At 42.3% G+C, this 25,452-nt stretch carries 22 protein-coding genes; 7 read left to right on the forward strand and 15 right to left on the reverse strand.

Annotated features, from left to right (window positions below; all coding sequences use genetic code 11):
* Nucleotides 1–133: 133 nt before the first annotated feature.
* The 3 genes from ACFEL9_RS06835 to ACFEL9_RS06845 are packed head-to-tail and all read right to left on the reverse strand — an operon-like array spanning nucleotide 134 to nucleotide 4,334.
* The gene (locus ACFEL9_RS06835) at nucleotides 134–2,482 is read right to left on the reverse strand and encodes a phosphoketolase family protein (protein ID WP_385887523.1); all 2,349 of its coding nucleotides are present in this window, start codon (nucleotides 2,480–2,482) and stop codon (nucleotides 134–136) included.
* A gap of 24 nt (nucleotides 2,483–2,506) precedes the next feature.
* Nucleotides 2,507–3,691: an acetate/propionate family kinase gene (locus ACFEL9_RS06840; protein WP_385887525.1), complete on the reverse strand. Its 1,185-nt coding sequence runs from the start codon at nucleotides 3,689–3,691 to the stop codon at nucleotides 2,507–2,509.
* Between the two features lie 28 nt (nucleotides 3,692–3,719).
* Entirely contained in the window at nucleotides 3,720–4,334 is a 615-nt protein-coding gene (locus tag ACFEL9_RS06845; RefSeq protein ID WP_385887527.1) for a hypothetical protein, read from the reverse strand.
* A 292-nt stretch (nucleotides 4,335–4,626) separates the two neighbouring features.
* Between ACFEL9_RS06845 and ACFEL9_RS06850 the strand changes: the two genes are divergently transcribed.
* Nucleotides 4,627–4,785, forward strand: coding sequence for a hypothetical protein (locus ACFEL9_RS06850; RefSeq protein WP_385887530.1), 159 nt, complete (start codon nucleotides 4,627–4,629; stop codon nucleotides 4,783–4,785).
* Nucleotides 4,786–4,926: 141 nt separating this feature from the next.
* Here the strand turns inward: ACFEL9_RS06850 and ACFEL9_RS06855 are convergent, their stop codons facing one another.
* Nucleotides 4,927–6,771 carry a PAS domain-containing sensor histidine kinase gene (locus tag ACFEL9_RS06855; RefSeq protein ID WP_385887533.1) on the reverse strand — a complete coding sequence of 615 codons (1,845 nt, stop codon included), beginning with the start codon at nucleotides 6,769–6,771 and terminating at the stop codon, nucleotides 4,927–4,929.
* Between the two features lie 358 nt (nucleotides 6,772–7,129).
* Between ACFEL9_RS06855 and ACFEL9_RS06860 the strand changes: the two genes are divergently transcribed.
* From ACFEL9_RS06860 to ACFEL9_RS06870, 3 genes are all read left to right on the forward strand, one after another.
* Nucleotides 7,130–7,507: a DUF3574 domain-containing protein gene (locus ACFEL9_RS06860; RefSeq protein WP_385887535.1), complete on the forward strand. Its 378-nt coding sequence runs from the start codon at nucleotides 7,130–7,132 to the stop codon at nucleotides 7,505–7,507.
* 135 nt (nucleotides 7,508–7,642) lie between these two features.
* The gene (locus ACFEL9_RS06865; protein ID WP_385887537.1) at nucleotides 7,643–10,030 is read left to right on the forward strand and encodes a serine hydrolase; all 2,388 of its coding nucleotides are present in this window, start codon (nucleotides 7,643–7,645) and stop codon (nucleotides 10,028–10,030) included.
* A gap of 302 nt (nucleotides 10,031–10,332) precedes the next feature.
* Nucleotides 10,333–11,784: an alpha-L-fucosidase gene (locus ACFEL9_RS06870; protein ID WP_385887539.1), complete on the forward strand. Its 1,452-nt coding sequence runs from the start codon at nucleotides 10,333–10,335 to the stop codon at nucleotides 11,782–11,784.
* 61 nt (nucleotides 11,785–11,845) lie between these two features.
* Here the strand turns inward: ACFEL9_RS06870 and ACFEL9_RS06875 are convergent, their stop codons facing one another.
* From ACFEL9_RS06875 to ACFEL9_RS06910, 8 genes are all read right to left on the reverse strand, one after another.
* Nucleotides 11,846–13,048, reverse strand: a complete 1,203-nt coding sequence (locus ACFEL9_RS06875) for a hypothetical protein (RefSeq protein WP_385887542.1) — start codon at nucleotides 13,046–13,048, stop codon at nucleotides 11,846–11,848.
* Between the two features lie 87 nt (nucleotides 13,049–13,135).
* Nucleotides 13,136–13,267, reverse strand: a complete 132-nt coding sequence (locus tag ACFEL9_RS06880; protein WP_385887544.1) for a hypothetical protein — start codon at nucleotides 13,265–13,267, stop codon at nucleotides 13,136–13,138.
* Between the two features lie 379 nt (nucleotides 13,268–13,646).
* Nucleotides 13,647–14,705 (reverse strand): sensor histidine kinase, encoded by a 1,059-nt coding sequence (locus ACFEL9_RS06885; protein ID WP_385887547.1) that lies wholly within the window; start codon nucleotides 14,703–14,705, stop codon nucleotides 13,647–13,649.
* Between the two features lie 31 nt (nucleotides 14,706–14,736).
* A complete protein-coding gene (locus ACFEL9_RS06890; RefSeq protein ID WP_385887549.1) occupies nucleotides 14,737–15,504 on the reverse strand; it encodes a LytR/AlgR family response regulator transcription factor in 768 nt (255 codons plus the stop codon).
* 173 nt (nucleotides 15,505–15,677) lie between these two features.
* Nucleotides 15,678–16,151 (reverse strand): cupin domain-containing protein, encoded by a 474-nt coding sequence (locus tag ACFEL9_RS06895; protein WP_385887552.1) that lies wholly within the window; start codon nucleotides 16,149–16,151, stop codon nucleotides 15,678–15,680.
* A gap of 417 nt (nucleotides 16,152–16,568) precedes the next feature.
* The gene (locus ACFEL9_RS06900) at nucleotides 16,569–17,099 is read right to left on the reverse strand and encodes a GNAT family N-acetyltransferase (protein ID WP_385887555.1); all 531 of its coding nucleotides are present in this window, start codon (nucleotides 17,097–17,099) and stop codon (nucleotides 16,569–16,571) included.
* Nucleotides 17,096–17,623 carry a GNAT family N-acetyltransferase gene (locus tag ACFEL9_RS06905; RefSeq protein ID WP_385887558.1) on the reverse strand — a complete coding sequence of 176 codons (528 nt, stop codon included), beginning with the start codon at nucleotides 17,621–17,623 and terminating at the stop codon, nucleotides 17,096–17,098. The genes ACFEL9_RS06900 and ACFEL9_RS06905 overlap by 4 nt, the downstream gene beginning before the upstream one ends.
* A 6-nt stretch (nucleotides 17,624–17,629) precedes the next feature.
* Entirely contained in the window at nucleotides 17,630–18,274 is a 645-nt protein-coding gene (locus ACFEL9_RS06910; RefSeq protein ID WP_385887560.1) for an FMN-binding negative transcriptional regulator, read from the reverse strand.
* A gap of 145 nt (nucleotides 18,275–18,419) precedes the next feature.
* On the opposite strand from ACFEL9_RS06910, the gene ACFEL9_RS06915 reads away from it, so the two are divergent.
* Nucleotides 18,420–19,898, forward strand: coding sequence for an aminotransferase-like domain-containing protein (locus ACFEL9_RS06915; RefSeq protein ID WP_385887563.1), 1,479 nt, complete (start codon nucleotides 18,420–18,422; stop codon nucleotides 19,896–19,898).
* A 202-nt stretch (nucleotides 19,899–20,100) separates the two neighbouring features.
* Here the strand turns inward: ACFEL9_RS06915 and ACFEL9_RS06920 are convergent, their stop codons facing one another.
* On the reverse strand, nucleotides 20,101–20,295 hold the full coding sequence (locus ACFEL9_RS06920) for a hypothetical protein (RefSeq protein ID WP_385887566.1): 195 nt from the start codon (nucleotides 20,293–20,295) through the stop codon (nucleotides 20,101–20,103).
* Between the two features lie 249 nt (nucleotides 20,296–20,544).
* On the opposite strand from ACFEL9_RS06920, the gene ACFEL9_RS06925 reads away from it, so the two are divergent.
* A complete protein-coding gene (locus tag ACFEL9_RS06925; protein WP_385887568.1) occupies nucleotides 20,545–21,516 on the forward strand; it encodes a S1C family serine protease in 972 nt (323 codons plus the stop codon).
* Between the two features lie 98 nt (nucleotides 21,517–21,614).
* On the opposite strand, the gene ACFEL9_RS06930 is transcribed toward ACFEL9_RS06925, so the two are convergent.
* Complete coding sequence (locus ACFEL9_RS06930) at nucleotides 21,615–22,091, reverse strand: YybH family protein (protein WP_385887571.1); 477 nt, start codon at nucleotides 22,089–22,091, stop codon at nucleotides 21,615–21,617.
* Nucleotides 22,092–22,384: 293 nt separating this feature from the next.
* On the opposite strand from ACFEL9_RS06930, the gene ACFEL9_RS06935 reads away from it, so the two are divergent.
* On the forward strand, nucleotides 22,385–23,206 hold the full coding sequence (locus ACFEL9_RS06935) for a class I SAM-dependent methyltransferase (RefSeq protein WP_385887574.1): 822 nt from the start codon (nucleotides 22,385–22,387) through the stop codon (nucleotides 23,204–23,206).
* A gap of 82 nt (nucleotides 23,207–23,288) precedes the next feature.
* On the opposite strand, the gene ACFEL9_RS06940 is transcribed toward ACFEL9_RS06935, so the two are convergent.
* Nucleotides 23,289–25,448: a xanthine dehydrogenase family protein molybdopterin-binding subunit gene (locus tag ACFEL9_RS06940; RefSeq protein WP_385887577.1), complete on the reverse strand. Its 2,160-nt coding sequence runs from the start codon at nucleotides 25,446–25,448 to the stop codon at nucleotides 23,289–23,291.
* Nucleotides 25,449–25,452: the final 4 nt, after the last annotated feature.

The raw sequence follows: 25,452 nt of genomic DNA on the forward strand, positions 1-25,452 counted from the left end.
ATTGAACGGATCGGCAGTCATCTGCAAGGTAACCTAATTAAACCAGTGGCCGGAAAATAGATTTCTGGCGCAGTCCGGCTGAGCAGATTGATTTAACTTCGAAATGGTTCTTTGGGAGAGATAGCATGCCATTTTATGTCCATTTCCAGTTTTTTATTTCAGGCATATCATCGAGATGTTCACGAATATAGTGATGATGCTGTTTCAGTTTTTGTTCAAAAAGATCAACCACATGGCTTGAATCGGATTTGCCGCTTCTGAAAATAGCTTCGATGGCTAACTGGTAACGGCTGATATTGTTCAATACAGTCATATCAAATGGAGTGGTGGTAGTGCCTTCTTCCATAAAACCACGGACATGAAAACGTTCGGGTTCAGGCCGGCCATGTACAAGATCGTGAATGATGCGTACATAACCATGAAAGGCAAAAACTACATCAGTCGTGTCAGTAAATATAGCAGCGAATTCATCCTCGCTTATTCCATGCGGATGATGCATAGCGGGTGGGAGACACATCAGGTCAACCACATTGACCACTCTTACTTTCAGTTCGGGCAGGTGTTGTTTTAATAACCATGCGGCAGCTACTGTTTCCATGGTGGGCACATCGCCGGCACATGCCAGTATAATGTCAGGCTCATTATCGTTATCATTGCCGGCCCATTGCCATACAGATACTCCTTTCCTGCAATGTTCTTTGGCCTGCTCCATATTGAGCCATTGCAGTTGGGGTTGTTTGCCTGCTACTACCAGGTTTATATCATTCTTCGATGCAAGACAACGATGCATGATGCAAAGCAGGCAATTGGCATCCGGCGGAAAATAAATGCGGATGATATGACTTTTTTTATTGACAACGGTATCAATAAAACCCGGCCCCTGGTGACTGTATCCATTATGATCCTGCCGCCAGGTATGCGATGTAAGCAGGTAATTAAAGGAAGACAATGGATGGCGCCAGGGTAATTCCTGACAGGTCTTTATCCATTTTGCATATTGATTAAACATGGAATCAATAATGGTGATAAATGCTTCATAGCAGGAAAATAATCCATGTCGTCCTGTAAGAAGATAGCCTTCCATCCATCCCTGGCACAAATGTTCGCTCAATACTTCCATCACTCTTCCATCTGCCGATAAGTGTTCATCGGTTTCTTTTATTTCACCCAAATAAAAACGGTTGGTAGCTTCAAATACTGCCTGCAAACGGTTTGACTCTGTTTCATCCGGACAAAACAAACGGAAATTATCATTCGCCTTGTTCAACCAAAAAATATCACGGATGTATTTACCCAATTCCCTGGTGCTTTGCACTTCTATAGTACCGGGTGATGCTACTTCCACTGCATACTTTTCCGGGGATGGTAATATCAAATCTTTCAATACATGACCTGCATTGGCATGTGGATTAGTGCCCATCCTTTTTTCTTCCGTAGGAATAAGCGCTGCCAGTTCAGTAAATAATTGTCCTTCTATATCAAACAAATTTTCAGGATCATAGCTGCGCAGCCATTGTTCCAATAATTTTAATTGTTCGGGATATTTAATCACTTCGGTTAGCGGTACCTGGTGGGAATGAAAGGTCCCTTCAATTTTTTTACCTTGCCAGGCAACAGGGCCTGTCCATCCTTTGGGAGTTCGCAATACAATAAGCGGCCATCGCAGGTGCAAATATTCTTTTCCGTTGCGGGCCTCTTGCTGGATGCTGATGATTTGTTCGTACGCTTTATCCAGCGCTTCCGCTAATGAGAAATGGATTTTTTCCGGCTCATCACCTTCAACAAATAGCACAGTATAACCATATCCTTCCAGCAATGATTGTAGTTCTTCATTTTTCATTCTTGCCATCACGGTGGCGCTTGAAATTTTATAACCATTCAAATGAAGGAAAGGAAGTATAGCTCCGTCTCTTTGCGGGTTTAAAAATTTTATTGACTTCCAGCTTCCTTCCAGCGGCCCTGTTTCCGCTTCGCCATCACCAACAACACAGGCAGCAATAAGATCAGGATTATCAAACACAGCTCCGGCTGCATGTGCAAGACAATAACCCAATTCACCACCTTCATGAATAGATCCGGGTATATCTGCACTTACGTGACTCGGAATACCCCCGGGTGAAGAAAATTGTCGAAACAATTTTGCCATGCCCTCTTCATCCTGTGAAACCTCAGGATAAATTGCTGAATAGGTTCCTTCAAGATATATGTTAGCTACAACAGCGGGAGCACCATGTCCGGGTCCCGCAATAAAAAGTATATTGGCATTGGTATCCTGTATCAACCGATTCAAATGGACATAGATTAAATTCAATCCGGGGCAGGTACCCCAATGGCCCAGCAATCTTGGTTTGATATGTTCCGGCCTCAATGGTTCTTTTAAGAGCGGGTTGGCCTGCAGGTATATCTGTGCTGCAGAAAGATAATTGGCAGCCTGCCAGTATCGCTGCATCAATGCTATTTTTCCTTTGCTGAGTGTTGCCATTGTTTATCTTTTTGCCGGGTGAAATTATTTTTGAGATACTTCTTTCACATGCCCGGCGATTATTAATTCTTCATTGGCCGGTATTACATACACAATGGCATTGCTGCGGAGTTCGCTGATGATTTCATCATTGCGGTCATTTGAAGCTTCATTCAACTCTATTCCTAAAAATTCCAGGCCGGTGCATATTTGCTTACGGACAGGCGGATCATTTTCACCAATGCCCCCTGTGAACACCAGCAGGTCCACTCCGCCCATGGCTGCTGCTAATGCACCAATTTGTTTTCTTGCCTGGTAACAATACATTTTTATTGCCTGCGCAGCTTTCGGATCAGCACCTTCTTCCTGCAACTGCGCAATGGAATGATTGGATCCGGCAATGGCATTTAACCCGGATTGTTTATTAAAAAGTTCATCTATTTCATCTGCGTTCATTCCCTTTTTTACCAAATAACTTGCAATGCCCGGATCAATATCACCGGCACGGCTGTTCATCATCATACCACCGGCAGGCGTGAAACCCATGGAGGTATCCATACTCACACCATCTTTGATAGCTGTTATACTCGATCCGCTACCAAGATGTGCAACAATTATTTTTTTACCTGCCAGGTCCAAACCGGCTTGTTGAAAATAACGGCAAATATATTCGCAGGAAATACCGTGAAAGCCGTAACGGATAACGCCTTCTGCCCATAGCGAGCGGGGTATTGCATAATGCCGGGCTTCAAATGGCATCTGGTGATGAAAGGCTGTATCAAAACAGGCTACCTCTGCAACACCCGGAAAAGATTGCCTGAATACATGGATGATGGAAATGGCTTCAGGCATATGGAGCGGAGCGAAGCTTGCGAGGTCTTCCAGGTCATTCATCAATTTATCATCAATACACAAGGGTTCATGAAACTTTAACCCCCCATGCACAATGCGGTGACCTATTCCCATTATTTCATATTGCTTATTATGTTCCTTCAACCACTTTATCACCAATATGGCTGCTTTTTCTGCTGTCTCCACATCAACAGGATCACAAAGAACACTATGTTTGGTTGACGTGATAACGCTGAAGGAACATTTCCGGGAGCCGATTCCCGAAATTTTACCTTTTACTACCTGTTGCATTGGTTCCTCTATCGGGAACAGCCCAAACTTAAGTGTAGATGATCCGCTATTGATAGCGGCAAAGGTTTGTATTCGTTCCTCTGTCATATTTATTGTCTTTAACAATATGCATCACTCATCTTATGTTCAGCAATCCGGTTACCAGTTTTTGCCACTGTATTTTAGCAATGCCTTTCACGGCTGCAGTACCCACTACTGCGTTCCTTATTTTATCAGTGATTTTTTCTGCTGCGGTATTTGGTTTTTCGTTTCTACCGTGCACGGCTGCCGTCACCAGTTTGTTTTCTCTTTTTACGATAAAAGAACTGGTTGCTTCTTTATCTAAAAAATGGGCGATGCCTTCCTGCTTAACAGGATCTTCTGCCGGTCTTACTTTAATAAGAGCCGATTCGGATGGACTGGCAGCATCACTGTTATCCTCAACCAGTTCAACTTTTACCCAATCATATCCACTGCCGGCTGCGGAGCCGGGTCCCGGAATATTTATCCTGAAATGATCACCGGGAGCAGGTACTCCCTGTTTGGGCCTTCCTGATTGATCAGTTAATACAAAAGATGCGGAAATGCCTTTGCTGATATTTTCCCAATGCGAAACATCGAATAATCTTTGCCTTGCCGCCCGGAAAATTTGCCTGGCATCTTCTTCGGTAGCTGCTTGTACTGTTTCGATAATATCAGCTTCTTCTCCGTGGTGCTGAGCAGGAATTTTTTGTGACCGGATCGTTGACATAAAAAATCAATTACAATTTTCCGGTACAAATAATCAGCCACTAAAGGTCGCTTCAGATCAGGTTGCATCTCTTCCGTCTTAGTTTGTTTTCGTGACGGCCGCCTGATCTGCGTGCACTTGTTTCCATGCCGTGTGGATATATATACCCAATCCTGTTGAATTTCTTCCTTATTGCGAACTACGCCTCCCTATTCAGGGGTGAGCCATATTTTATAGCGGTACAAACCGTAAACCGTCTTTCAATAATTTGATTGAAATAAATAAAGCTGATGGATCGAATAAAAGTACCAGGATGCGGCGCATCAAATCAGCTGTTCAGTATAGCGTTAATCGGCGACATTTTTTCCCGCTGCTTTTAATAAAGCTTTCTTATGCTGATAACGTAGTGGAAGAAAATACGGCAGCACACAGTATTTCAACCCTGCTGACTGGAGGCAAGATAGTGATGTGATTGTTGCCAATACGATGGCTGCTGAAGATGCAGTGAAAAAGTTCCAAAAGGTGTAAAAATTATAAAGCCGTATTTACGGGTTACGCCACAACCTTAATTTCAATAGGATCTGATGCAATGGTGCCTGTCTCCACGCATTAGCTATGCTCTGGGTAGCGGGATAGTAACAGATAGTATACATCCTTTTCCGGGGGCAGAAATAAATTGGGCAGCCCCGTTGTACGATTCTACCCGGTTGATGATATTGGTGAGGCCAATCCCGTTTCTTTTCTGCCTGGTGTTGAAACCAATACCATTGTCTTCAATGGACATAGCTACAGCTCCGGGATCGTTTTTTATATGTACCACCACCTTGTTTGCCTTCGCATGTTTTTGTATATTGCTCAGTTGCTCCTGGGCTATCCGGAAAAAAGTTTCTTTAATGGCAGGAGGCATCCCTTTATCATCCCATTCTTTTGCCACCAGTTCAATGGTTTGTTGGTAAGTATAGTTTGCAATTAATCCCTGCAACTTTTCTTTCAGGCAACTTTCTGAAAACCGGGGCATAACCATTTTGTGGGATAAACGGCGAATCTCCCCCATGGCTTCCTGTATATTTTTAAGACTATTTACTATAACCGGTTTGCCGGTTTTGTAGTTTGCGAGACAATGAGACAACTGCAATTTTACCGTCGCCAGTATCTGGTTAATATTGTCATGTAATTCCCTTCCCAATTCATTTCGTTCGGCTTCCCTGGCTTGTAGTGTTACACGGCTTATTTCCTTTTGCTGTTCAATTTCCTTTTGCAACCTTTCTTCTTCCAGCCGGTGGCGTTCAGTGATATCGGTGGAAATGGCAAAATACTTGGTGACAAACCCATTTGCGTCTTTAATAGGTTGCCCGGTAACGTTATGTAGCCTTTTGCTGCCATCTTTTGCATAAATAAGCAGGTCGCCATTGTAAGATAAATTATTTTGTATCTGCCTGCTCATGTATTTCAACGTATGCTGGTCTGTTTCAGGTCCCTGTAACAGCCGCACCGGGTTCTCACCAATAACATCTTTTGCCGGAAATCCCGTAAGACGGGTAAAGCCTTCATTTATCCATAAGATTTCACTGGAAGCTTTATCAAAGATTATTATACCGTTAGTTGTTTCCCTGGCTATTAGTGACAACACTTCCATTTCCTTTGAAATTCTTTTTTGTTCCGTAATATCTTCAAAGGAAATGACATGAGCATAGGGTTCATTATTCTGAGAATTCCTGACGCATGATATACTCACTCTCAGCCATTGTATGTGATCAGTTTTCTGCAGGCCGAAATTTTTACTTTTGACAGTATTTATTTTACCATTCTTTTTATAAAAAAGTCTTTCTCCGGGTATTTCTTTTTCATTTTCATCCAGGAGTTTCCAGCCGGGGTAAGGAAACCCTTTGTCCATCAACTCATCGGCTGGCAGGTCCAATATGAGCTCTGCGCTTTTGTTTACAGTCAATACTTTCTTGTCAAGTGTTTGTAAAATGACACCTTCGTTCAATGATTCTACCAGCGTCCGGTATTTCTCTTCGTTCTCCCTTATAATCTCATAAGATTTTTTTCTTTCAGTAATATCACGAAGGCTGCCACAGATACCAACAACAGCGCCGTTATCTGCAATAAACGGATATAATGAAACGCTTAGCCATTTTGTAATGGACTGCATATATTTCCATTCAAAATGAGCCTGCTCGCCGCCCAGCGCTTTTTCCAGGTAATCCCTGAATACAAGCTGTTGTTCTATTGTAAGTAATTCATTAAAATCAAAATTGCGATCCAGTTGCTTTCCGGAAACATATTGATACAATTCATTACAGGCCTTGTTGTGCCAGGCCATTTTAAATTTATCATCAAAGAGAAAGAGTGGTTCTTTCAGTGTATTGAGTATTGCCGGAAATATATTTCCATCTGCATTCAGAACCTGTTTAGAACGAGTCCTTGATCCGGAACGGTGGTTTTCGGTTCGCATGAAAAGCGGTTTTTATAGGTTGTGGATAAGGCTCGTGATCCTAAGTTGCAAAAAAAAAGAGATAAAACCAAAAATAAGTGTATGAATTACACGTGTAAAAAAATAATTGACAGGGGGATGATCGTTAGTGTTTGCATACCCTGTCCCGGCAAAGTCGGGAATTGATAGTTGGAGGATCCAGTAAAGCAGTCTGTGACTTCCCTCAACATCCCGTAAGAACGTATAACCAGCGAATTAACTGGTGGAAAGATGTAGTTAGCCTGCTGCCGGTTACTCACTAAACTGTCCATTTACTCAACTGTGCTGATTGACTATACCCGGAGCTGTTAGTTTTGCGTCCGCTTAAACAAAACTAACTATGTGGATACGTTTAATTTTATGCTGCCTGTTGGTTTATTCCTGCAGTTCCTCCCGCCAGGTGGAAACAAGACTTTATTTTGGTCAGTTCAAACTGGACGGGGGCATGGTATCTGAAAAAGAATGGAATGCCTTTGTGGAGCAGTATGTGAGCAGAGTTTTTCCTGAGGGCAGCACTATCGAAAACGCTACCGGCAACTGGTACGATACCGCGCAGCACAAACTGGTAACAGAACCCTCCAAAGTAGTTATTGCCATTGGCAAACCTTCCGCTACGCAAAGTCAAAAAATTGATAGTCTTCGTTATTGGTATAAGCAGATCCATCAGCAACAGTCGGTGTTGAGGGTGGATAAGAAGGTGAAGGCGAAGATGTTTTAGTTGCAGTCAGTCCGTTAGAAGGTATACTATTGATAAATTAGCCTTATCGTTAAATTATTGTTTAACGGCAGGGATTAGCTATGCAGGCGGCTTATCAACAGAAACAAAGTACTAATTTTAGTAAAACCTTCTTCCATGACAACACGATCTCCTGGCAAAACCCTGCATGCTGGTTTGCTGTTTGTTTTTCTTTTTTTTATCAGTCAGCTTACAGTTTTATCACAAGACAAGATTACCGGATATGGTAAAGCATCTTATCATGTTTCGCAAGCCGGAAAGTTTATGCATACATGGCTTGTAGCCGGACCTGTTTCGGTAAAAAAAGATACACTGAAACCAGATGATGCATGGCAGGAAAAAGTATTCAAAGCAAATGCAACAGAAGGGTTAAATTTTGCAGCCGGTAAATCATTTCCAATAGAACAGAAAGAATACAACTGGCAATTCATTACCGGTGGCGATATCATAGATCTCGATACTTTTTATAAAGGAAAAGATTTTGCGTATGCCTATGCTATGGCGGAGATCAAAGCCGCTGCTCCGGCCAGCGCAATGCTTGCAGTAGGCAGTGATGATGGAATAAAAATATGGCTTAATGGAAAGCTGGTGCATGAAAACTGGATACCAAGAGGAGTCAATAAAGATGATGACCTGGTGCCATTGAAATTGGTAAAGGGAAGTAACCAGATAGTTTTAAAGGTGCAGGATATCGAAGGCGGCTGGGGTTTTGCCGCACGGTTGCTTGATAAGGCTGCATCAGGCAAGCAGTTGAATACCGCCGCGGCAAATGGTAACCTGGATAAAATACAAATGCTTATTGAGCATGGCGCCGATGTCAATACTGAAACGGATGGTATAACCCCCGTGGTAGCCGCTAAAATCGGCGGAAGAAATGAAATGGTTAAGTTGCTTCTAAAGAAAGGCGCTAAAGATAAGCCGGTTCCTTCTTCTGAAATCATCGTTGATAATTTTTATAAATCGCTAAAATCAAAAGACTATCCCGGTATTGCAGTCCTCGTGGCCAGGGATGGAGCTATTTTATATAAAAAAGGATTTGGCTATGCCGATATTAAGAATAAAGTACCGGCCACCCCTGGCACAAAATTCAGGATTGGTTCTGTGACCAAACAGTTTACGGCTGCTGCTATTTTAAAATTGCAGGAGAATGGTTTATTAAGTGTAAATGATAAGCTGTCAAAGTTCCTTCCTGATTTTCCAAGAGGTGATGAAGTTACCATTCACCAGTTAATGACACATATATCCGGGATACACAGCTATACCGGCAAACCTGATTTTCTTGATAAGGTGACAAAAACCATATCGCCTGATTCGCTGATCGCTTATTTCAGGAATGATCCTTATGATTTCAACCCGGGTGAACGATACCAGTATAATAACTCCGCCTATTTTCTTTTGGGTTATATCGTCAGCAAGGTATCGGGCAAACCTTATGAAGCATATTTGAAAGAAACCTTTTTTGATCCGCTGCAGATGAATAATACCGGCGTTCATTATGCCGGGATAAAACTGGAACAGGAAGCAAAAGGTTATAGCAAATCCGGCAATAAGTATGATGAGTCGTTGAACTGGGACATGTCATGGGCGGGGGGAGCAGGAGCCATGTATTCTACAGTGGATGACCTGTTGAAGTGGAACCAGGCATTGTATAATGGCAAAGTGCTGAATGAAAAGAGTTACCAGGCAGCCATCACACCGGTTGTTTTGAAAGACGGCAAAGAACCGCCTAATAAATATGGCTATGGATTGGGATTAAATAAATACAGGGGTCTTGATATTATCGGGCATGGCGGCGGGCTGCATGGTTTCCTGACGCAGCTTTTGTATTATCCCAAAGAAAAAATGACGGTAGTAATGTTTACCAACACTTCCGACCCGGAAATAAATTTTGATCCTAACAAAATTGCCGAAGCCTGGTTGTGGAATAAAATGGATACGCAGTCTTCCTATTCATCTTCATCGGTAGCCCCTACGAATCTGGAAAGGTTTACCGGAAGGTATGAGTTGACTGGTATGGGCGTATTAACTGTTACCACTGCCGAAGGAAAATTATTTGCACAGTTAAGCGGCCAGCCGAAGTTTGAAATATTTCCCGCTTCCGAATACGAATTTTTCTGGAAGGTGGTGGAGGCAAGATTGAAATTTGACAAAGATGAGAAAGGCATTATTAACAAGGCTACCTTATTTCAAAACGGGCAGCAAATGGTATTAAACAAATTGCCGGAAGAAAAAATTGCGACCATTGATCCCGCTGTTCTTGATAATTACACCGGCAAATACAGGCTGAACAGCAATATTGTTATTACTATTTTTAAAGAAAACAATAAACTGTATGCGCATCCGACCGGTCAGTCCAGGCTTGAAATGTTGCCCCAGTCTGACACAGACTTTGTGATACTGGAGATCAATGCAAAACTTTCTTTTGTAAAAGGCGAAGATGGCAAGGCTACAAAGCTCAACCTGAATATGAACAATACCAACAGCGAATTGCCAAGGATCGAGTAGGCCTCAGTATGTTTTAACTAAAACTAATCGTGTAAAAAAAGCGTCTGCACAACCTGCAGACGTTTTTCGTGGAACAGCTATCGTCGTTGATTCAACCGGCACCCACGGAACTATTCAATTTTAGTTGTTACTTCGAAGGATAATAATAAACGATTGATCACACAAACTACAGCAGATGAAATGAGCCATAATCCGATGCGGCGGACGGGCAATTTATACCAACCGCGATGAAAATTTTTATATTGAATTCCCTGCCTGCCTGCCGGTCGGCATCTGGCCAAAAAGCAATAAAAAATAAGCAGATGAAAAAAACATTCTCCTTTATCACGGCGTTGATCACTTTTTACCTGGCTTCTTCGCAACCTTTCGAAGCTAATTGGGCTTCGCTCAATAAACGGAAGATACCGGAATGGTTCCACCAGGATAAGTTTGGCATATTTATCCACTGGGGCCTGTATGCCGTGCCTTCTTATGCGCCGGTGATACCTAACAGCGGGGACAGTTATGCAGAATGGTATTGGTACCGTATTAATGAAAAGAAAAAAGGATTTAAAGAATTTCATGATAAGCATTACGGACCTGATTTTTTATATCCGCAATTTGAAACGCAGTTTAAAGCCGAACTGTTTGATCCGCAGCAATGGGCCGATGTGTTTAAAAAATCAGGCGCCCGCTATGTGGTCTTAACATCCAAACATCATGAAGGCTATTGCTTATGGAACAGCGCTGAAGCGGACCGGACATGGCAAAGACCCTGGAACGCTGTAACAGGTACACCCAAACGTGATCTTTTGGGCGACCTCAGTAACGCGGTCAGATCAGCCGGCTTAAAAATGGGCTATTATTATTCGCTCTATGAATGGTTCAACCCGCTATGGCTGACCGATAAGAAAAGATATGTAAACGAGCATATGATACCCCAGTTCAAAGACCTGGTAACAAAATATAAACCGGCCGTTATATTTTCTGATGGTGAATGGGAACTTTCTGATACAGCCTGGAAAAGTGAAGCGTTACTGGCCTGGTTGTTTAATGAATCACCGGTAGCAAAGGAAGTAGTAGTAGATGATCGCTGGGGAAGCAATACCCGTGGAAAAAATACCGGGGCCACCTACACTACTTCGGAATATGGAAGCGGTATGGATGCGAGTGTAATATGGGAAGAAAGCCAGGGTATCGGCCACTCGTACGGATACAACCGCAACGAAAAACTGGAGGATTATAAAAGCAGCCATGATCTTATTTTAGTGCTGGTAGATATTGTATCAAGGGGTGGTAACCTGTTGCTGGATATTGGCCCAACAGCCGATGGCCGCATCCCGGTCATTATGGAGCAACGTTTGGCAGATATGGGAACCTGGCTGCAAACAAATGGAGAAGCTATTTACGGAACAAAAGCGTACAAACAGTCTTATCAATGGAGCGAAGGTAAGATACCCCAAAAAAAGGATCAGAGTTTTATGTCAGGTTACAGTGTTAGTCAACTCGTAAAGCCCGGCAAGGACAATGCACATATCGAGGCATTTTTTACTGCCAAAAACAAAGACCTGTTTTGCATTGTTCCTGGCTACCGTTCAAAAATAAAGCTGCGCAATTTTAAACCAGCGGCAGGAACTACGGTTAGCATTTTGGGCAATAGTAAATCATTGCCCTTTAAACAAACCGGTACTGATTGTATCATCGACCTTTCCGGCATGCAGCCCGGTGAAATGTTGGCGGAGTTATTTGTTATTAAACTTAAAAACGCTTTGTAAGGTTTCGGGACGTTTCGCAGTACAGTAGTCAATTGAGTGCTAGATAAAAAGGAACGTCCATTCATTTCTTTAAGTCAAAAACAACCTTCGCATTTTTTTGCTCACTGGATGAAATAAAAACTTCATAACGGTTGCCGGGTGTAGTGATGATCATGACTGAAGTATTCGGTGGAATAGAACCTAAATTTTCAGCGACCATAATCAGTTCATGGTGGGGTTGAGCTGGATTTACACCGATGCTGAAGGAAATTGGTTTTTGAGAAAGGCGGACGTGCGATCTTATTAGTGTATTGTTGTGGTATATGCTAACCGTATCGCCATCTATTTCACCATTATCATAGATGTTAATTTTAATCTCACCAGCGCTGGTCTCAATTTTCCTGACCAGTGCATTTTCCCGGGTCTTTAACACCAGGGGAGGTGGGGGAAATATTTTCTGCGGTTGCTTTATCGCAGCAATTGTTTTGGAGGCCGTATCCCGTTGCGGCTTGGTCACCTGGGCTGGGTTAACTTTTTTTTGAGGCGTGGTGGTAATTTTTTTAGAGGGTGTTTTTTTAGCAGCCGGTTGTTTTGCGGGAGGCTTTGTTGTTGGCGCGGCTGTGGGTTTCGGGTCTTGCTTCACACATTCGCGGATGGTAATATCGTCTACGGCGAAATCGTTTCCGCAACCACTCGGCGCATTGTTGGTCATAAACAAGATTGCAGTTGATATGGAAGCAGGGGTGGTGAAATAAACACGATGCTGTGTCCACCGGGGCTCGTCCACCCTGGGCAGATCTTTTGTCACCATATCGGCGATGAAATTACCTTCCGGTGTTTCCAACCGGATGTTGAGACTGGGCAATAACACGAATGGACATTTCTTGGTAGGCTTGCAAAGATTCATCAGCCACACACCGAGTTCATAGGTGGTGGCGCTCTTCAGTCCACCGAAGGAAGTGCTTAAAAATACACCTCCACGCGGGCCTGCATTTACCAGCAGCATATTCCCGTTAACATCGCCAGGAGTGTGGTCCTCCGAAAGTGTATGCCAATCGTCACCAAAGCAGGCTTGTGTATACGAAGCATACGAATAATGTCCATCTGTAGGGCATGAACCGGCAACCCGTTGATAATAGGAAAGGCCGGGGCTGGTCAGGTCTTTTACATTACCCCTGCCAAAGTGTATGGTGTATTGAGGTGGTTTAAAGATGCAGTTCGGCGGTTGCGCCATCGATAAAAGGGCGAAAGAAAGAATAATGAATATGAAACCAAACTTCTTCAACGTCTCATACACTTTACACTTAAAGCTACTACAAAATGATAGTATTCTTCGAAGGATGGTATGAAAGGTAAATTTCAGGTGATAGGTTTACATTATGCCGGAACTATCCTGCATTCGCTGAGATTCCTTTGCCTTGCGTGTCTTCACGCACCATTCAATATTCCGGTTCGTGAAGACCTGCCTACCGGCCAGCTTATCCTTACCCAAATTTTTATCCATGCATATTACATTATAGTTTAATCATGTATCTGTTTCCCGATTATTTCTTTCGGATAAGCAGACTCCGGAGATTGGTACCGGACTGAGCCCCAGCGTGGCTGCGTGTTGGTAGACGCCAATATTATTGGCACCCTGCAGGGGTGCAATGTGCTCTTGCGGACATATAGGATACATCTTTCAGACCATTCAATATTCCGGTTCGTAACACGAACCGGGGTCGGTAATGCTATCGCCTATGAAAAGTAGCTTCATAACTCTTCAATTTTGTATTATACAAAAATTGAAAGAGAAAGAGAAAAGGAAAGCCTGCGCTGTTTATGCTGAGTGTTTTCGGTGTTGAATTGAAATTTTTTTATACCGAAGAAATATGCTGCATGCTTTAGCTGTTTTCTACCGTTACGGCAGGAGCAATCAAAGGCAGGCTTACTGAGAAATAATTTTCATCCTGGGTAATATTGATAGAAGATCTGTTGATAAGACGATACTTTTCTGCAATATTAGTGAGACCCAGTTTGGTACTTTCCACTTTTATTTTTTTCTTCTGCAGGTTGTTGCGTACAACCAGCCGGTCTCCCGGTTCTGAAGTAATTTCTATAGTCAGCGGTTTGTGTTTGCTTACGCTGTTATGTTTTACCGCATTCTCCAGCAGCAGTTGCAGCGTTAATGGAGGAAGCAACCAGGTCATATATTGCTCATCAATCTTTTGATGCAGGCGAACGCCGTTACCAAAACGGGTTTCAATCATATGAAAATAAGAACTGATAAACTGTAGTTCCACGGCCAGTGTGGTCAGTTCGTTTTCATTGGTGCGAAGCAGGTAACGATATACTTTACTCAGATCACTCAGAAATTTCTGAGCCAGCCTTGTATCTTCATTGATTAATGCTGATAATGAGTTAAGGCTGTTAAAAAGAAAATGCGGATTTATCTGCTGCAGCAATCCGTTAAGCTGCGTCTGCAATTTTTCCTTACTCAGTTGTTCGGCTTCCAGTTTGCTTTCTTTCCACTTGCTGTAGCCGTATATTCCTTCATTCATAGCCATACCAATAATATCACAAACAATACCCGTAAATAGCCCCCACCTGTATTGTATCACATTAAATTCATAACCCAGAAAATGAACAGCATCATACCCCAAAAAAATCCCTGTCACAAAAAAAGCGGTGATGGGAAAATAGATGCAGGCCGAAATAAAAAGCCTTTTGACTGTCTTATCATCATTCTCCATCCGTTTGCGTATAAAATTCGCTACGGTGATATGGGTAGCGGACAGTATAAATGTAATAACCGAGGTGAGTAAAGTTGACAACAACAATACCCGCCACCCGCCGGTGTATCTGCTGCCATACATGATATAACAGGTACTGATTGCAAAAGCAGGGAGAAGCAGGAAAAATAGCCATCGGAATTTTTTAAACTCCTCAGTTTGGTTTGACATATAATTGTTAATGCGATTATGAAAATATCACTTACTTGCCCATCCATTTTTTAAATTCAGTTACTCTTTCCCTGCTCACCAGTATTTCTTTATCAATAACAGGCTGCAGTCCCAACATCAGTCTCTGGCCAAAGTAGTCATCAATCTTTGCCACACTCTCCACTGAAATATAAAAGGAACGGTTGATGCGGAAATAACTGCCGGGCTCCAGCATGTCTTCGAGTTCTTCGAGGGTGTAGTCAACAATAAATTTCCTGTTGTCTTTCGTTTTAAAAAAATTTAACCGGCCATCTGTATAAAAATAAGCGATGTCGCTGGTGTTCACACTCAACAGTTTTATACCTTGTTTCACCAGGAAGCGTTTGCGGTATTCCTTTGGCTGCATTTTTTGCTGCAGCTCTTTCACCAGCAGGTCCACCATGATATTCTTGCTTCTGTAATGTTCTTTCAGGTTATCATATTTTTTTAAAGCGGCCTGCAGGTCTTCTTTTTCGATGGGTTTTAATAAGTAATCCGCACTGTTTACTTTAAATGCTTTGATGGCGTATTCGTCATACGAAGTAGTAAAAATAACGGTGCTTTTTACATCCACCAGGTCAAAGATCTCAAAGCTCTGCCCGTCGCTCAGCTCGATATCCATCAGTATAAGGTCGGGGGCTGTATTGTTCTGCAACCATTCAACAGACGTCTCGATACTGTCTGTATCAGCTACGACTCTAGCGGTTGGATCCACTTCTTTCAGTAAACCTTTCAGGCGTTTTACAGCCAACTCTTCGTCCTCAATAATTAAAATGTTCATACCCGGAATACTTTATTGTAAAATAGCGAGGAATACTTTTATCCAAAAATAATTTACCCGCCGGGAGGATAATTTTATGTGTGAATTGCTTAAATCATTGTTTCAGCTGAAGCAATCATCCAGGTCCAAAGCCGGAGCATTTGTCCTGCTAATCACTTACATACAGGACAATATTATTGCATCACTACGCCATATTCGCCTAATGATTTTACAAAGTGTTCGATTACGGCGGCAGGTGGAGGACCCTGCTGCAATGGTAAGGGCTTCATGCCAGGAGCGGGAACACTGTTATCCCAGAACCATTGATCTAATCCGGCAGGACTCATCCACATCAGCACCTCTGCTTTTTCGTTTTGCACTTCAAATGCATGCTGCGTATGCATGGGCAAATAAACACAATCGCCTTCGTTAGCTATAATTACCGCGCCGCCAACAATAAACTTTATACTGCCTTTAAGTATATAATAGAACTCATCTTCCTTTGTATGTGTATGTGCCGGCGGTTCATTGCCATGCTGCACTTCTATTTTTACAAGAGAGAAACTGTTACCGGTTTGTTCACCCCGAACTAAAAAATTAAATACCGCGCCAGGGATAGCTCTTGTATTCTCCGAATCCGGCTTGTTGATAAATGGATTGTTTGTCATACTATGTTTTATTGTTGATGAAGTAAAATTGCCGCGATACAATAGCAATGAAAAGATGACAGCGCCTGAGTTGATTATAAAAAAGAGTGAGTTGATTAAAACAAAAAGTGATCAGCTTAATTTCGTGCTGACCTTTTTGATTATAAATACTTTTTCAGCAAGTGCAGCGCCTTAAAAGGGTAAAGGACGCCCGGCAGGGAAGAAGGCAACACTAAATCATTGTCATTTAAACAAACCGGTAATGATTGCATCATTGATGTTTCCGGCATGCAACCCGGTGAAATGTCTGCGGAGTTGTTTGTTATTAAACTTAAAAAAGCTTTGTAAGGTTTCGGGACGCTTCGCAGTGTCTCGGATGACCCGGCTGAGAAATAGATATTGATTCATGAACAATCCAATTCATTCCTTTTGTTTTTTTTACCTTTTCCAATTTTTTTTACTGATTTCATACACAAAATTTAATTTCGGTGCTTCTCCAAAATAGGTCACTTCCTGTTCGGCAATTTTTTCTGCGCCAATACGGCCAATGGCAATTTGTGAACGGATATTGTTTGCCCCGATATGGAAATAAACCTTTGAAACGAATTGAAAAATATAATCCAACATTGTTGCTTTTACTGAATGGTTAATGCCCTTGCCCCAATAGGATGTAGCGTAAAACGTATAGCCTATGAATAGGCTGTTTTCCTGCCCGTTGTAGTCATAGATCCGTGTACTTCCTATAATATTTCCTGTCTCTTTGTCTACAATTTTAAATGCTCCTTTGCTTTGTATCGCTCCGTCAAAGAATATTTGGAATATTTCTCTTTTCCAGCGGTCCTTATTGGGATGCTGCTCCCATATTTTGGGATCTGACGCTACGTTATACAAAGCCTCAAAATCCTCTTCCTGCAAAGGATAAAGGATTACTTTTTCATTCTCTAATATGGGTTGTATGTTGAAGTTCATTTGTCTTTCAATTGTAGTTTCATCATTATGTCTGTTTGCTCATCATTGCCTAATTTGAAAATGTGCTTGTCAAATGCTGCAAAACCATTTTTCTTGTAAAAATTGATTGCTCTGGGGTTTTCTTCCCAAACACCTAACCAAACGTAGTGGGCATTTATCTGCTTTGCGATTTGCATTGCCTTTTCATAAAGTACCTGCCCGACTTTTTTACCGTGAAATTCCTGTAACACATAAATTCGTTCAATTTCAAGTGCTTTGTCATCCTGTAATTCTGTTTGTGATTGTCCAACATTCAGTTTTAAATAACCGATTACATTATTACCCAGTACAGCAAAATAAAATTCTGAACTTTCGTCATTCAATTCGGCAGTCAGTTTTTCTAAAGAAAAATCTTCTTCTAAATATTTTGTCATATTTTCTTCGGTGTTTCCTGCCGAGAATGTTTCGTAAAAAGTTTGTCTGCCAATCTTTTGCAATTGCTCAATGTCGTTTAGCGTTACTTTTTTGATGGCTATATTTTCCATAGGTTTTTAGATTTTATCATTTAAGGCCTGTTGATTATTTTGGGACGATGCATTTTTGATATAGGCTGCTATATCTTTTTCCGCTGTATTTTTACTTTTTTCCAGGTGGTTTATTATTCGCTGCCTTTCGGTTTCGGTTTTATTCTGGCTCAATTTCTTTTGTCCCTGCAGGTCGGTTACTTCCAATTCAAAGGCGACAATACCGCTCATCATTCCTTTTTTAAACCTGTCGGAAAGGCTGTTCCATTGTTCCAAATAATTTTGCTCATACAACTTTATCATCTGTTCCAGGACTTTGATTTTGGAATTTTTATCTTCAAGAATTTTTGCTTTTCCATAGGCGTGTACAGCAATGTAATTCCAGGTAGGAACGCTTTCCCATTTATCGTAATGTACAGGCGATATATAGGCGTGTGGCTCTGTAAATATGACTAAAGAGGTAGTTGCTTCAATATATTTGGCCTGCTCGTTGGCAATGGCAAAATGAGAACTTAAAACTAATTTATCGGAGCGATCGTCTATATAAAACGGTAGCTGAGTAGCAATGGGAATATTCTCTTTAATAGTAATGATAGTTGCAAAACTGTATTGCTTCATAAAAGCTATTTTTCCCGCATCGTCCTTAAACTGAAAATGATTGGATATGTACATGATAATTTATCGTATAGCTGTTGATTAAAATGCTTTTTTTAATTAGCAAACCTTACACCTCTGATCCCGTAATAAAATAGTACGTTTATAAGTATCGCAAAGCTATTCCCAAATTGGATTACATTTATAGTCCAATTTATATAAAATGGGTAGTCCAATTTTAAAACAGATTTTTGCCGGCGTAAATCTTGCCCATGCAGCCGAAAGACCTGTGTATTTACAGCTAACAGATGCTATACTGACATTTATAAAAAATGGCAAACTACGTTCAGGGCAAAAACTGCCTGGCACACGGGATGTTGCGGCTATTCTGCATATTAACCGGATTACCGTATCCAAAGCATACGAAGAACTACAAATGCAGGGTTGGTTAGAAAGTTTTGTTGGCCGGGGCACGTTCGTATCCACGTATATCGCCGACCATCAACCCAAAATATTAGGTGGTGGCCTGGTGCCTGCTTCATTAAAAAAAGCAGGGTATGTTATACAATCGCTGAACTACCCGGATAACGCCCCTGACATTGCTATCACAGAACTTCATTTGGATGATGGGTACCCGGATCCCAGGCTTGCGCCATTAAAGGAATTTTATCGTGCTTACCGTACTCAACTAACAAGAAGCGGAGTATATCACAAATTCGGCAGTTACGGCAATCCCGCTGGTCCAGGCTATTACAGGGAAGCATTATCTAACCATCTCAATGAAACAAGGGGGTTAAAAACAACGGCAAAGAATCTTCTCTCTGTAAGAGGGACCTTAATGGGCATAAACCTTGTATGTAATGCACTGATTAACCCCGGCGATGTAATCGTTTCGGGTATCCCCGGGTGGAAAAGGGCGGAACATAATTTTCTCCACGCCGGAGCTAAACATATCGGGATAAAGGTGGATGAAAATGGATTGGTGGTGGATGAACTGAGGAAAATCTGCAAGAAACAAAAAGTAAAAATGGTGTATGTGACGCCGCATCATCATTATCCTACCACGGTATCTCTCCGTATTGACCGAAGATTGGAATTGCTAAGGCTCGCCAATGAGTATGGTTTTATAATTTTTGAAGATGATTACGATTTTGATTTTCACTATAAGCACCGGCCATTATTACCGCTTGCAAGCGCCGATGAAAACGGAATGGTGATTTACTGCGGTTCATTCAGCAAAAGCTTTTCCCCGGCTTTTCGTATGGGATATTTAGTAGCTGCGGAAAATGTTATTGGACACCTTGCAAGGGTACGCATTTTATTAGACCGGCAAGGCGATCATGTCCTGGATAATGCAATGGCCGACTTGTTGAATGACGGTACTATACAACGCTATCTTAGAAAAACATTGACGGTATATGCAGAAAGGCGTGATTTTTTTTGCGATTTGTTACAAAGAGAATTAAATGATGTTGTCAACTTTACTATTCCTGAAGGTGGCATGACGGTTTGGACGAAGTTTGCAAAATCAATTAACCTGGACACGTTAGCGAAAAAGGCTTACCAGAAAGGGTTATACCTGTCGGACGGAAAAGTACATCAATATCCTAACTTCAACACGAATGCAGTCAGACTGGGCTTTGCATCATCTTCGAAAGAAGAGCTGGCAAAAAGCGTAAAAATTTTGAGAGGATTAGTATGATGATGATTGATACGCTATCATTACTAAGTTGTCGAAGCCAGGGTGTAGCATAGCTTTTTTCCAGCGAAACCCATCTGTTCACTCTTTTCCGCTATGTCGAGGAAATTCCAATTCGCTTAGCGACTCCATTGTAAGTTTTTGCCGGGGCTCCATCTTTCTCTCCTAGAATTTTAAAAATCCAGGTGGTATATAGTTGCGCTAATTATCCTTCACCACCTAATTCTCTTTCATCTAATGCCTGGTCATTTTCAAAGTCGTAGGGGGCAGGCTTTTTCTTATCCTCTTTATTCTTTTTGATAACCTTAGATGGGTCTGCAGACCTGCCTTTGGCGGCAAGTTTTTCGTCGTTCTTATCGGCTACTGGCTTTGGGGGAGTTGTTTTCTTAGCTTTTGCCATGTATCAAATTTACGAATCAGGCTCTAAATGGCTTTGTGATTTTCTATATATCAATACTGAATGACAAGCAGCGTATAAGGGCCAAAAGCAGAACGAAGGCCGAAATGGAAGATCACACCAACACACGCGGAAAAATGACAAGCCGGCATTTTTTCAATTTAGAAGAGCTAAGTATGACTGATTATTTTGTTAAACATTTCCAATTTGTCAGCTTTTTTAAGACGGTACAGGCATTGAGCTAATACCGGTATGTTAGAAACAATAAATACAGATGTGCAGCTTTTAGATGCCTATTCGGAAACTATTGGTAATGTTTACACACGGATTGCACCTTCAGTAGTGCATATAAAAAATGTCGGTGATAAAACAGAAAACAAAAGACGGGCGGATAAAAATGAATCCATGGGTTCCGGTTTTATCATTTCCTCTGATGGCTATATTATCAGTAATCATCATGTTGTTGATAAGGCCAGGGAACTTTATGTAACACTTGATGACGGCAATGTTTTGAAAGCAGAACTAAAGGGAAGCGACGCTTCAACTGATATAGCTGTTCTTAAAGCAGATGGCAAAAGCTTCAGATCTTTATCATTTGCAGATTCGGATGCCATCAGGCCCGGTCAAATCGCTATTGCTATTGGAAATCCTTATGGCTTGCAGCAAACTGTTACAGCCGGGGTGGTAAGCGCTGTAGGCAGAAGCCTGCGGGCTGCCAATGGAAGATTGATTGATGATGTGATACAAACAGATGCTGCACTAAATCCCGGTAATTCGGGAGGACCATTGTTAAATTCAGGAGGTCATGTGATAGGTGTAAATACAGCCATTATTTCTTCAGCACAGGGAATTTGTTTTGCGGTATCATCCAACCTGGCGGGTTATATAGCCGGGCAAATTATTATGAAAGGGAAAGTAACAAGAGCCCTGATCGGTATTGCCGGCCAGACAGTGCAGTTGAGCAACCGGATGAGAGAGTTTAACAGGATCACTAATAAAACCGGTGTTTTTGTTTTTGAAGTGATGAAGATAAATGCGCTGAACCATCGCAGGATACGATATGGGGACATCATTGTAAAGTTCAATGACAAAACAGTTGAAACAATTGACGGCTTATTTAAACACCTGACAGAAGAAACGATTGGAATTCCTGTGCACATTGGTTTATTAAGGGAAGGAAAATTAATGACGGAGTTGATTGTTCCCGAATATTCAGCTAACTGATGATGAAGTACTTTCATTGGAAAAAAAACCAACCACCGGCGAAAACTTTTAATTACAATTAAAAGTAATTAAAAGAGAAGATTGGGGAGATAAAGGATTTACTTCTTCTCTGGAGCAGCCTGTGTCATTTCGCGCAGCGATAACCACCCGGTGGGACTATCCTTGTCGCGTATATATATTACCATGGCTCGTCCCCTTGAGATTTCCGGTTTACCACCGTTTTTTGGTGTATTCTTTATTGAAAAGATGCAGGTTTGGATCACCGTTTCCCCGTTAAAAAAAGTGCTTTCCACTATGTTTTCAACAAATTCAATAGTTGCATTTTTAAACCAGGATTCAGCCCCTTTCTGCAGGGCGTCGCGACCAGTGACTACGTTATTGCCCCCAAAGCATTTTACGATGTTCGGGTGATGCAACCTGGCGACTGCTGCTGCATCCCCTTTAGCGAACGCTTCAGTCAACGCTGCGATGTGTTTACCCAATGATTTCATTTCTTCTTCGGTACCATTCGAAATCTGTGCGTGTAAATCCGTCGTTAAAAGGACAACGCAAATCAGCTTTACTATAAATTTCATAATTGACCTGTTTATTGTTTAGTGATCAAAACTATTCGTTTCTATTCTATCCACTATAATCAATTGACCAATACACATAAATTATTGCCGAAGGGAATAAAACCAAATATGAAATGCTATTTTGTAAGACAATATCTTTTACCAGCTTTGTTGGTGCTCAGCCTGGCACAAAAGCCGGGCGCAACACACAACAAAGACGGCCTACAGTAATGGGAATACCAACAGAAGCGAAAGGGTATCTTTACGGGAAATTAAACGGTGCGCCGTTTCTTAAAATATAAATACAATAAATTATGAATGATACTTCGGCTAAAGTTCCTTCCGCTGACTTCTCCGGAGAAATTGCCACTCATTATGATCAATTTCTTGGCCCCTTATTTTTTGAACCATATGCCATAGAAGTGGCAAAACGAATTGATCCAGCCCCGGTTGCTATTGCACTGGAAATTGCTGCAGGAACGGGCCGGGTTACCCGCCATATTCGGGAGCGTATTCAACCCTCAGCAAAACTAATCGCTTCGGATATTAGCGAGGAAATGTTGGCGGAAGCAAAGAAGAAATTAGGCCATCTTAATATTGACTGGCAAAATATCGATGCACAACAACTCCCTATTTGCGACAATAATATCGACCTGGTTGTTTGTTGCTTTGGTTATATGTTCGTTCCGGATAAGCCGAAGGCATTTGCCGAGGCATATCGCGTTTTAAAACCAGGAGGCATGTTTTTAATTACAACCTGGGATGCGTTGGAGCATAATGCCGCGTCCTATGTTTCCAGATCTATAGCAAAGCAATATTTGGAAGAGCCGTTGCCTGAGTCTTATAATCTGGCGACCTCGATGAGTGATGAAGCCTTCCTAAGACGATTACTGCAGGATGCTGGCTTTTCAAAAATATCAATTGAAAAAGTAAAACATTTTTCCGTCAGTCCAACTGCAAAAGATGCGACATACGGCCTTGTAGAAGGAGGACTCATTTATAAGGAGATCAAAAAATGCAATCCTGCCTGGATAGACGAGATAAAAATTAAAGTAGAAAAAGAACTCGCTGAAAAATTTGGAGCCGCACCCATGATTGCTCCAATGAGCGCCGTAATCAGTCAGGCCTGGAAATAATTAAACAGGCACAAGCTGGATGGCCAGGAAATCAGAAAAGATAATTATTGACCAGGTCTTTTACCCCGGCTGCTAACGAAGTTTAAACCAATACTCCCTTTGGCAACATGGGCAAAGTATTCAAAGCTATACCTGTGGCATCCACGATGGCGTTGCGGATGGCAGGAGCAATGCCAACGATACATGCTTCGCCAGCGCCGGCGGATGGCCTGTCTTTCCGGTCGATTAAAACGATTTCAATTTTTGGCATATCACTAAAGCGGGGAACCCTGTAAGCGGAAAGACCTGCGTTAAGGATTTTGCCATTGGCAAAATGAATCGCTTCAAATAAAGCGCCGCCAAGGCCCTGCACAATGGAACCCATCACCTGGTTTTCCAAATGTTTCGGATGAATGATAGCGCCGCAATCAAATGCCTGCGTGATGCGAACCACCTTTACTTCTTTATCCTTATTGATCATTACTTCGGCGCAACAACCTACGTAACCGCCTTTTTCAAAACCTCCTGCTATACCGTATCCATGCCCGCGGGTTTTGGAGCCGTTCCAGCCAAACGCATCAGCGGCAGTTTGCAGCACTGCGATAAAACGATCGTCTTCTAAATTTTTTACCCGGAAGGCAAGCTGGTCCATTTTAATCAATCTTGCCAGGTCGGTCATATGACATTCCCTTGCAAACACATTCGCCGTTGCCGCCAACCCACGGTAGGAGCCTTGTTTTAATGGCGAATCGGCAGGAAGATGTTTTATTTGCTGGTTACTGATTTTGTATTGCGTATCGAGCCCGGCGCCGCCGGAATTGTAGTTAATAAATTTCCAACCAGTGATGGTGCCATCTTTCTTAACGCCGGCATTTACTTCAATAACGCCACCCGGTCTGAAATAAGCCCAGGCAAATTCTTCTTCTCTTGACCAGACCAGTTTGACCGGCTTCTTTACTTCTTTTGCAAGACGTGCAGCTTCAATAGCCGCTTCACCGCTGTGTTTTCCTCCATACCCCGATCCGGTGTCGGGCATTATTACCCGCACTTTTTCTTTATTCATTTTAAAAACCTCAGCCAGTTCCTGCTGAACACCAAAGGGACGCTGCGTACCGGTCCATACAGTCAGCTTTCCATCAACCCACTCTGCCACCGCTGCTCTTGGCTCCAGTGGTACATGTGCGATATAGTGGATGTTATATGTTTTGGAATGTTTGAAGTCAGCTTCTTTTAATCCGCGTTCTATATCTCCTTTAAGGTCACCCGGGTTTCTGCCGCCATCGGTACGGACCGCATCCTGAACGAGCCAGTCAAATATGTTTTCATTCGATGGTTGCCCTTTTCGTTCTTCCCATTTGGCATTAATGGACTGCAATGCCTTTCCCGCAGTTTTTACATCCGGTGCTGTTACGCCAACAAAATTTCCATCCTTTACTACCGTTACACCCGGTATACTGCTTGCTTTTGTAGTATCCGCTTCCAGCAATTTTGCTACGTAAGAAGGAGCCCGCAATACTTTACCATACAGCATACCCGGCAACTTCATATCCGAGACATATACATGTTTACCGGTGATAAAAGTCCGTCCATTTACCCTGGGCACCGTCTTTCCTGCGACCTTCCAATCCTTTGCCGCGATCAATTGAACTTTTTCTGAAACGGGCATCAGCAATTGCTGACCCTTTGTTAATTCACCATATCCTATTTTTTTATTGGCAGCGGTATCAATGATCATCCCGTTTGCTGCTTTTAAATTAGCAGCGGGAGTGTTCCAGTTTTTTGCCGCCATTTCTATCATGGCTTCGCGGGCAGTTGCCGCAGCTTTACGCAATTGCGGACCCATTTGCGGCGTGGTGAGGCTGCCATAAGTACCCCTATCATAAGGCACCAGGTCCGTATCACCCATGATCATAATAACAGAGGAGAGAGGCACCATCAGTTCTTCCGCCACCAATTGAGACAAAGATGTCCGTATGTTTTGTCCCACTTCCACTTTACCTGTGTACACGGTCACTTTTCCGTCTTTGCCAATGTGTATCCATGCGTCTACTCCGCTTACCGGGTCAGGCGAGGATTCGTGTAATAAAGTTTTGTTCTTAGCGGAAAATATATCCTGCCATACAAACGCAACGACTAAACCTCCACCGGTGAGTTGAAGAAATTTACGCCGGTCCAGTGAAAAGGAAAAGCGTGGTGCAGGTGGTAGTTCATCTTTGGTTGGCTCAAACGGATGAGATAAATGATCCGGATTTTCCATCGTCATGTAT

The organism is Terrimonas alba, from assembly GCF_042434975.1.
GTDB classification, from domain to species: Bacteria; Bacteroidota; Bacteroidia; order Chitinophagales; family Chitinophagaceae; genus Terrimonas_B; species Terrimonas_B alba.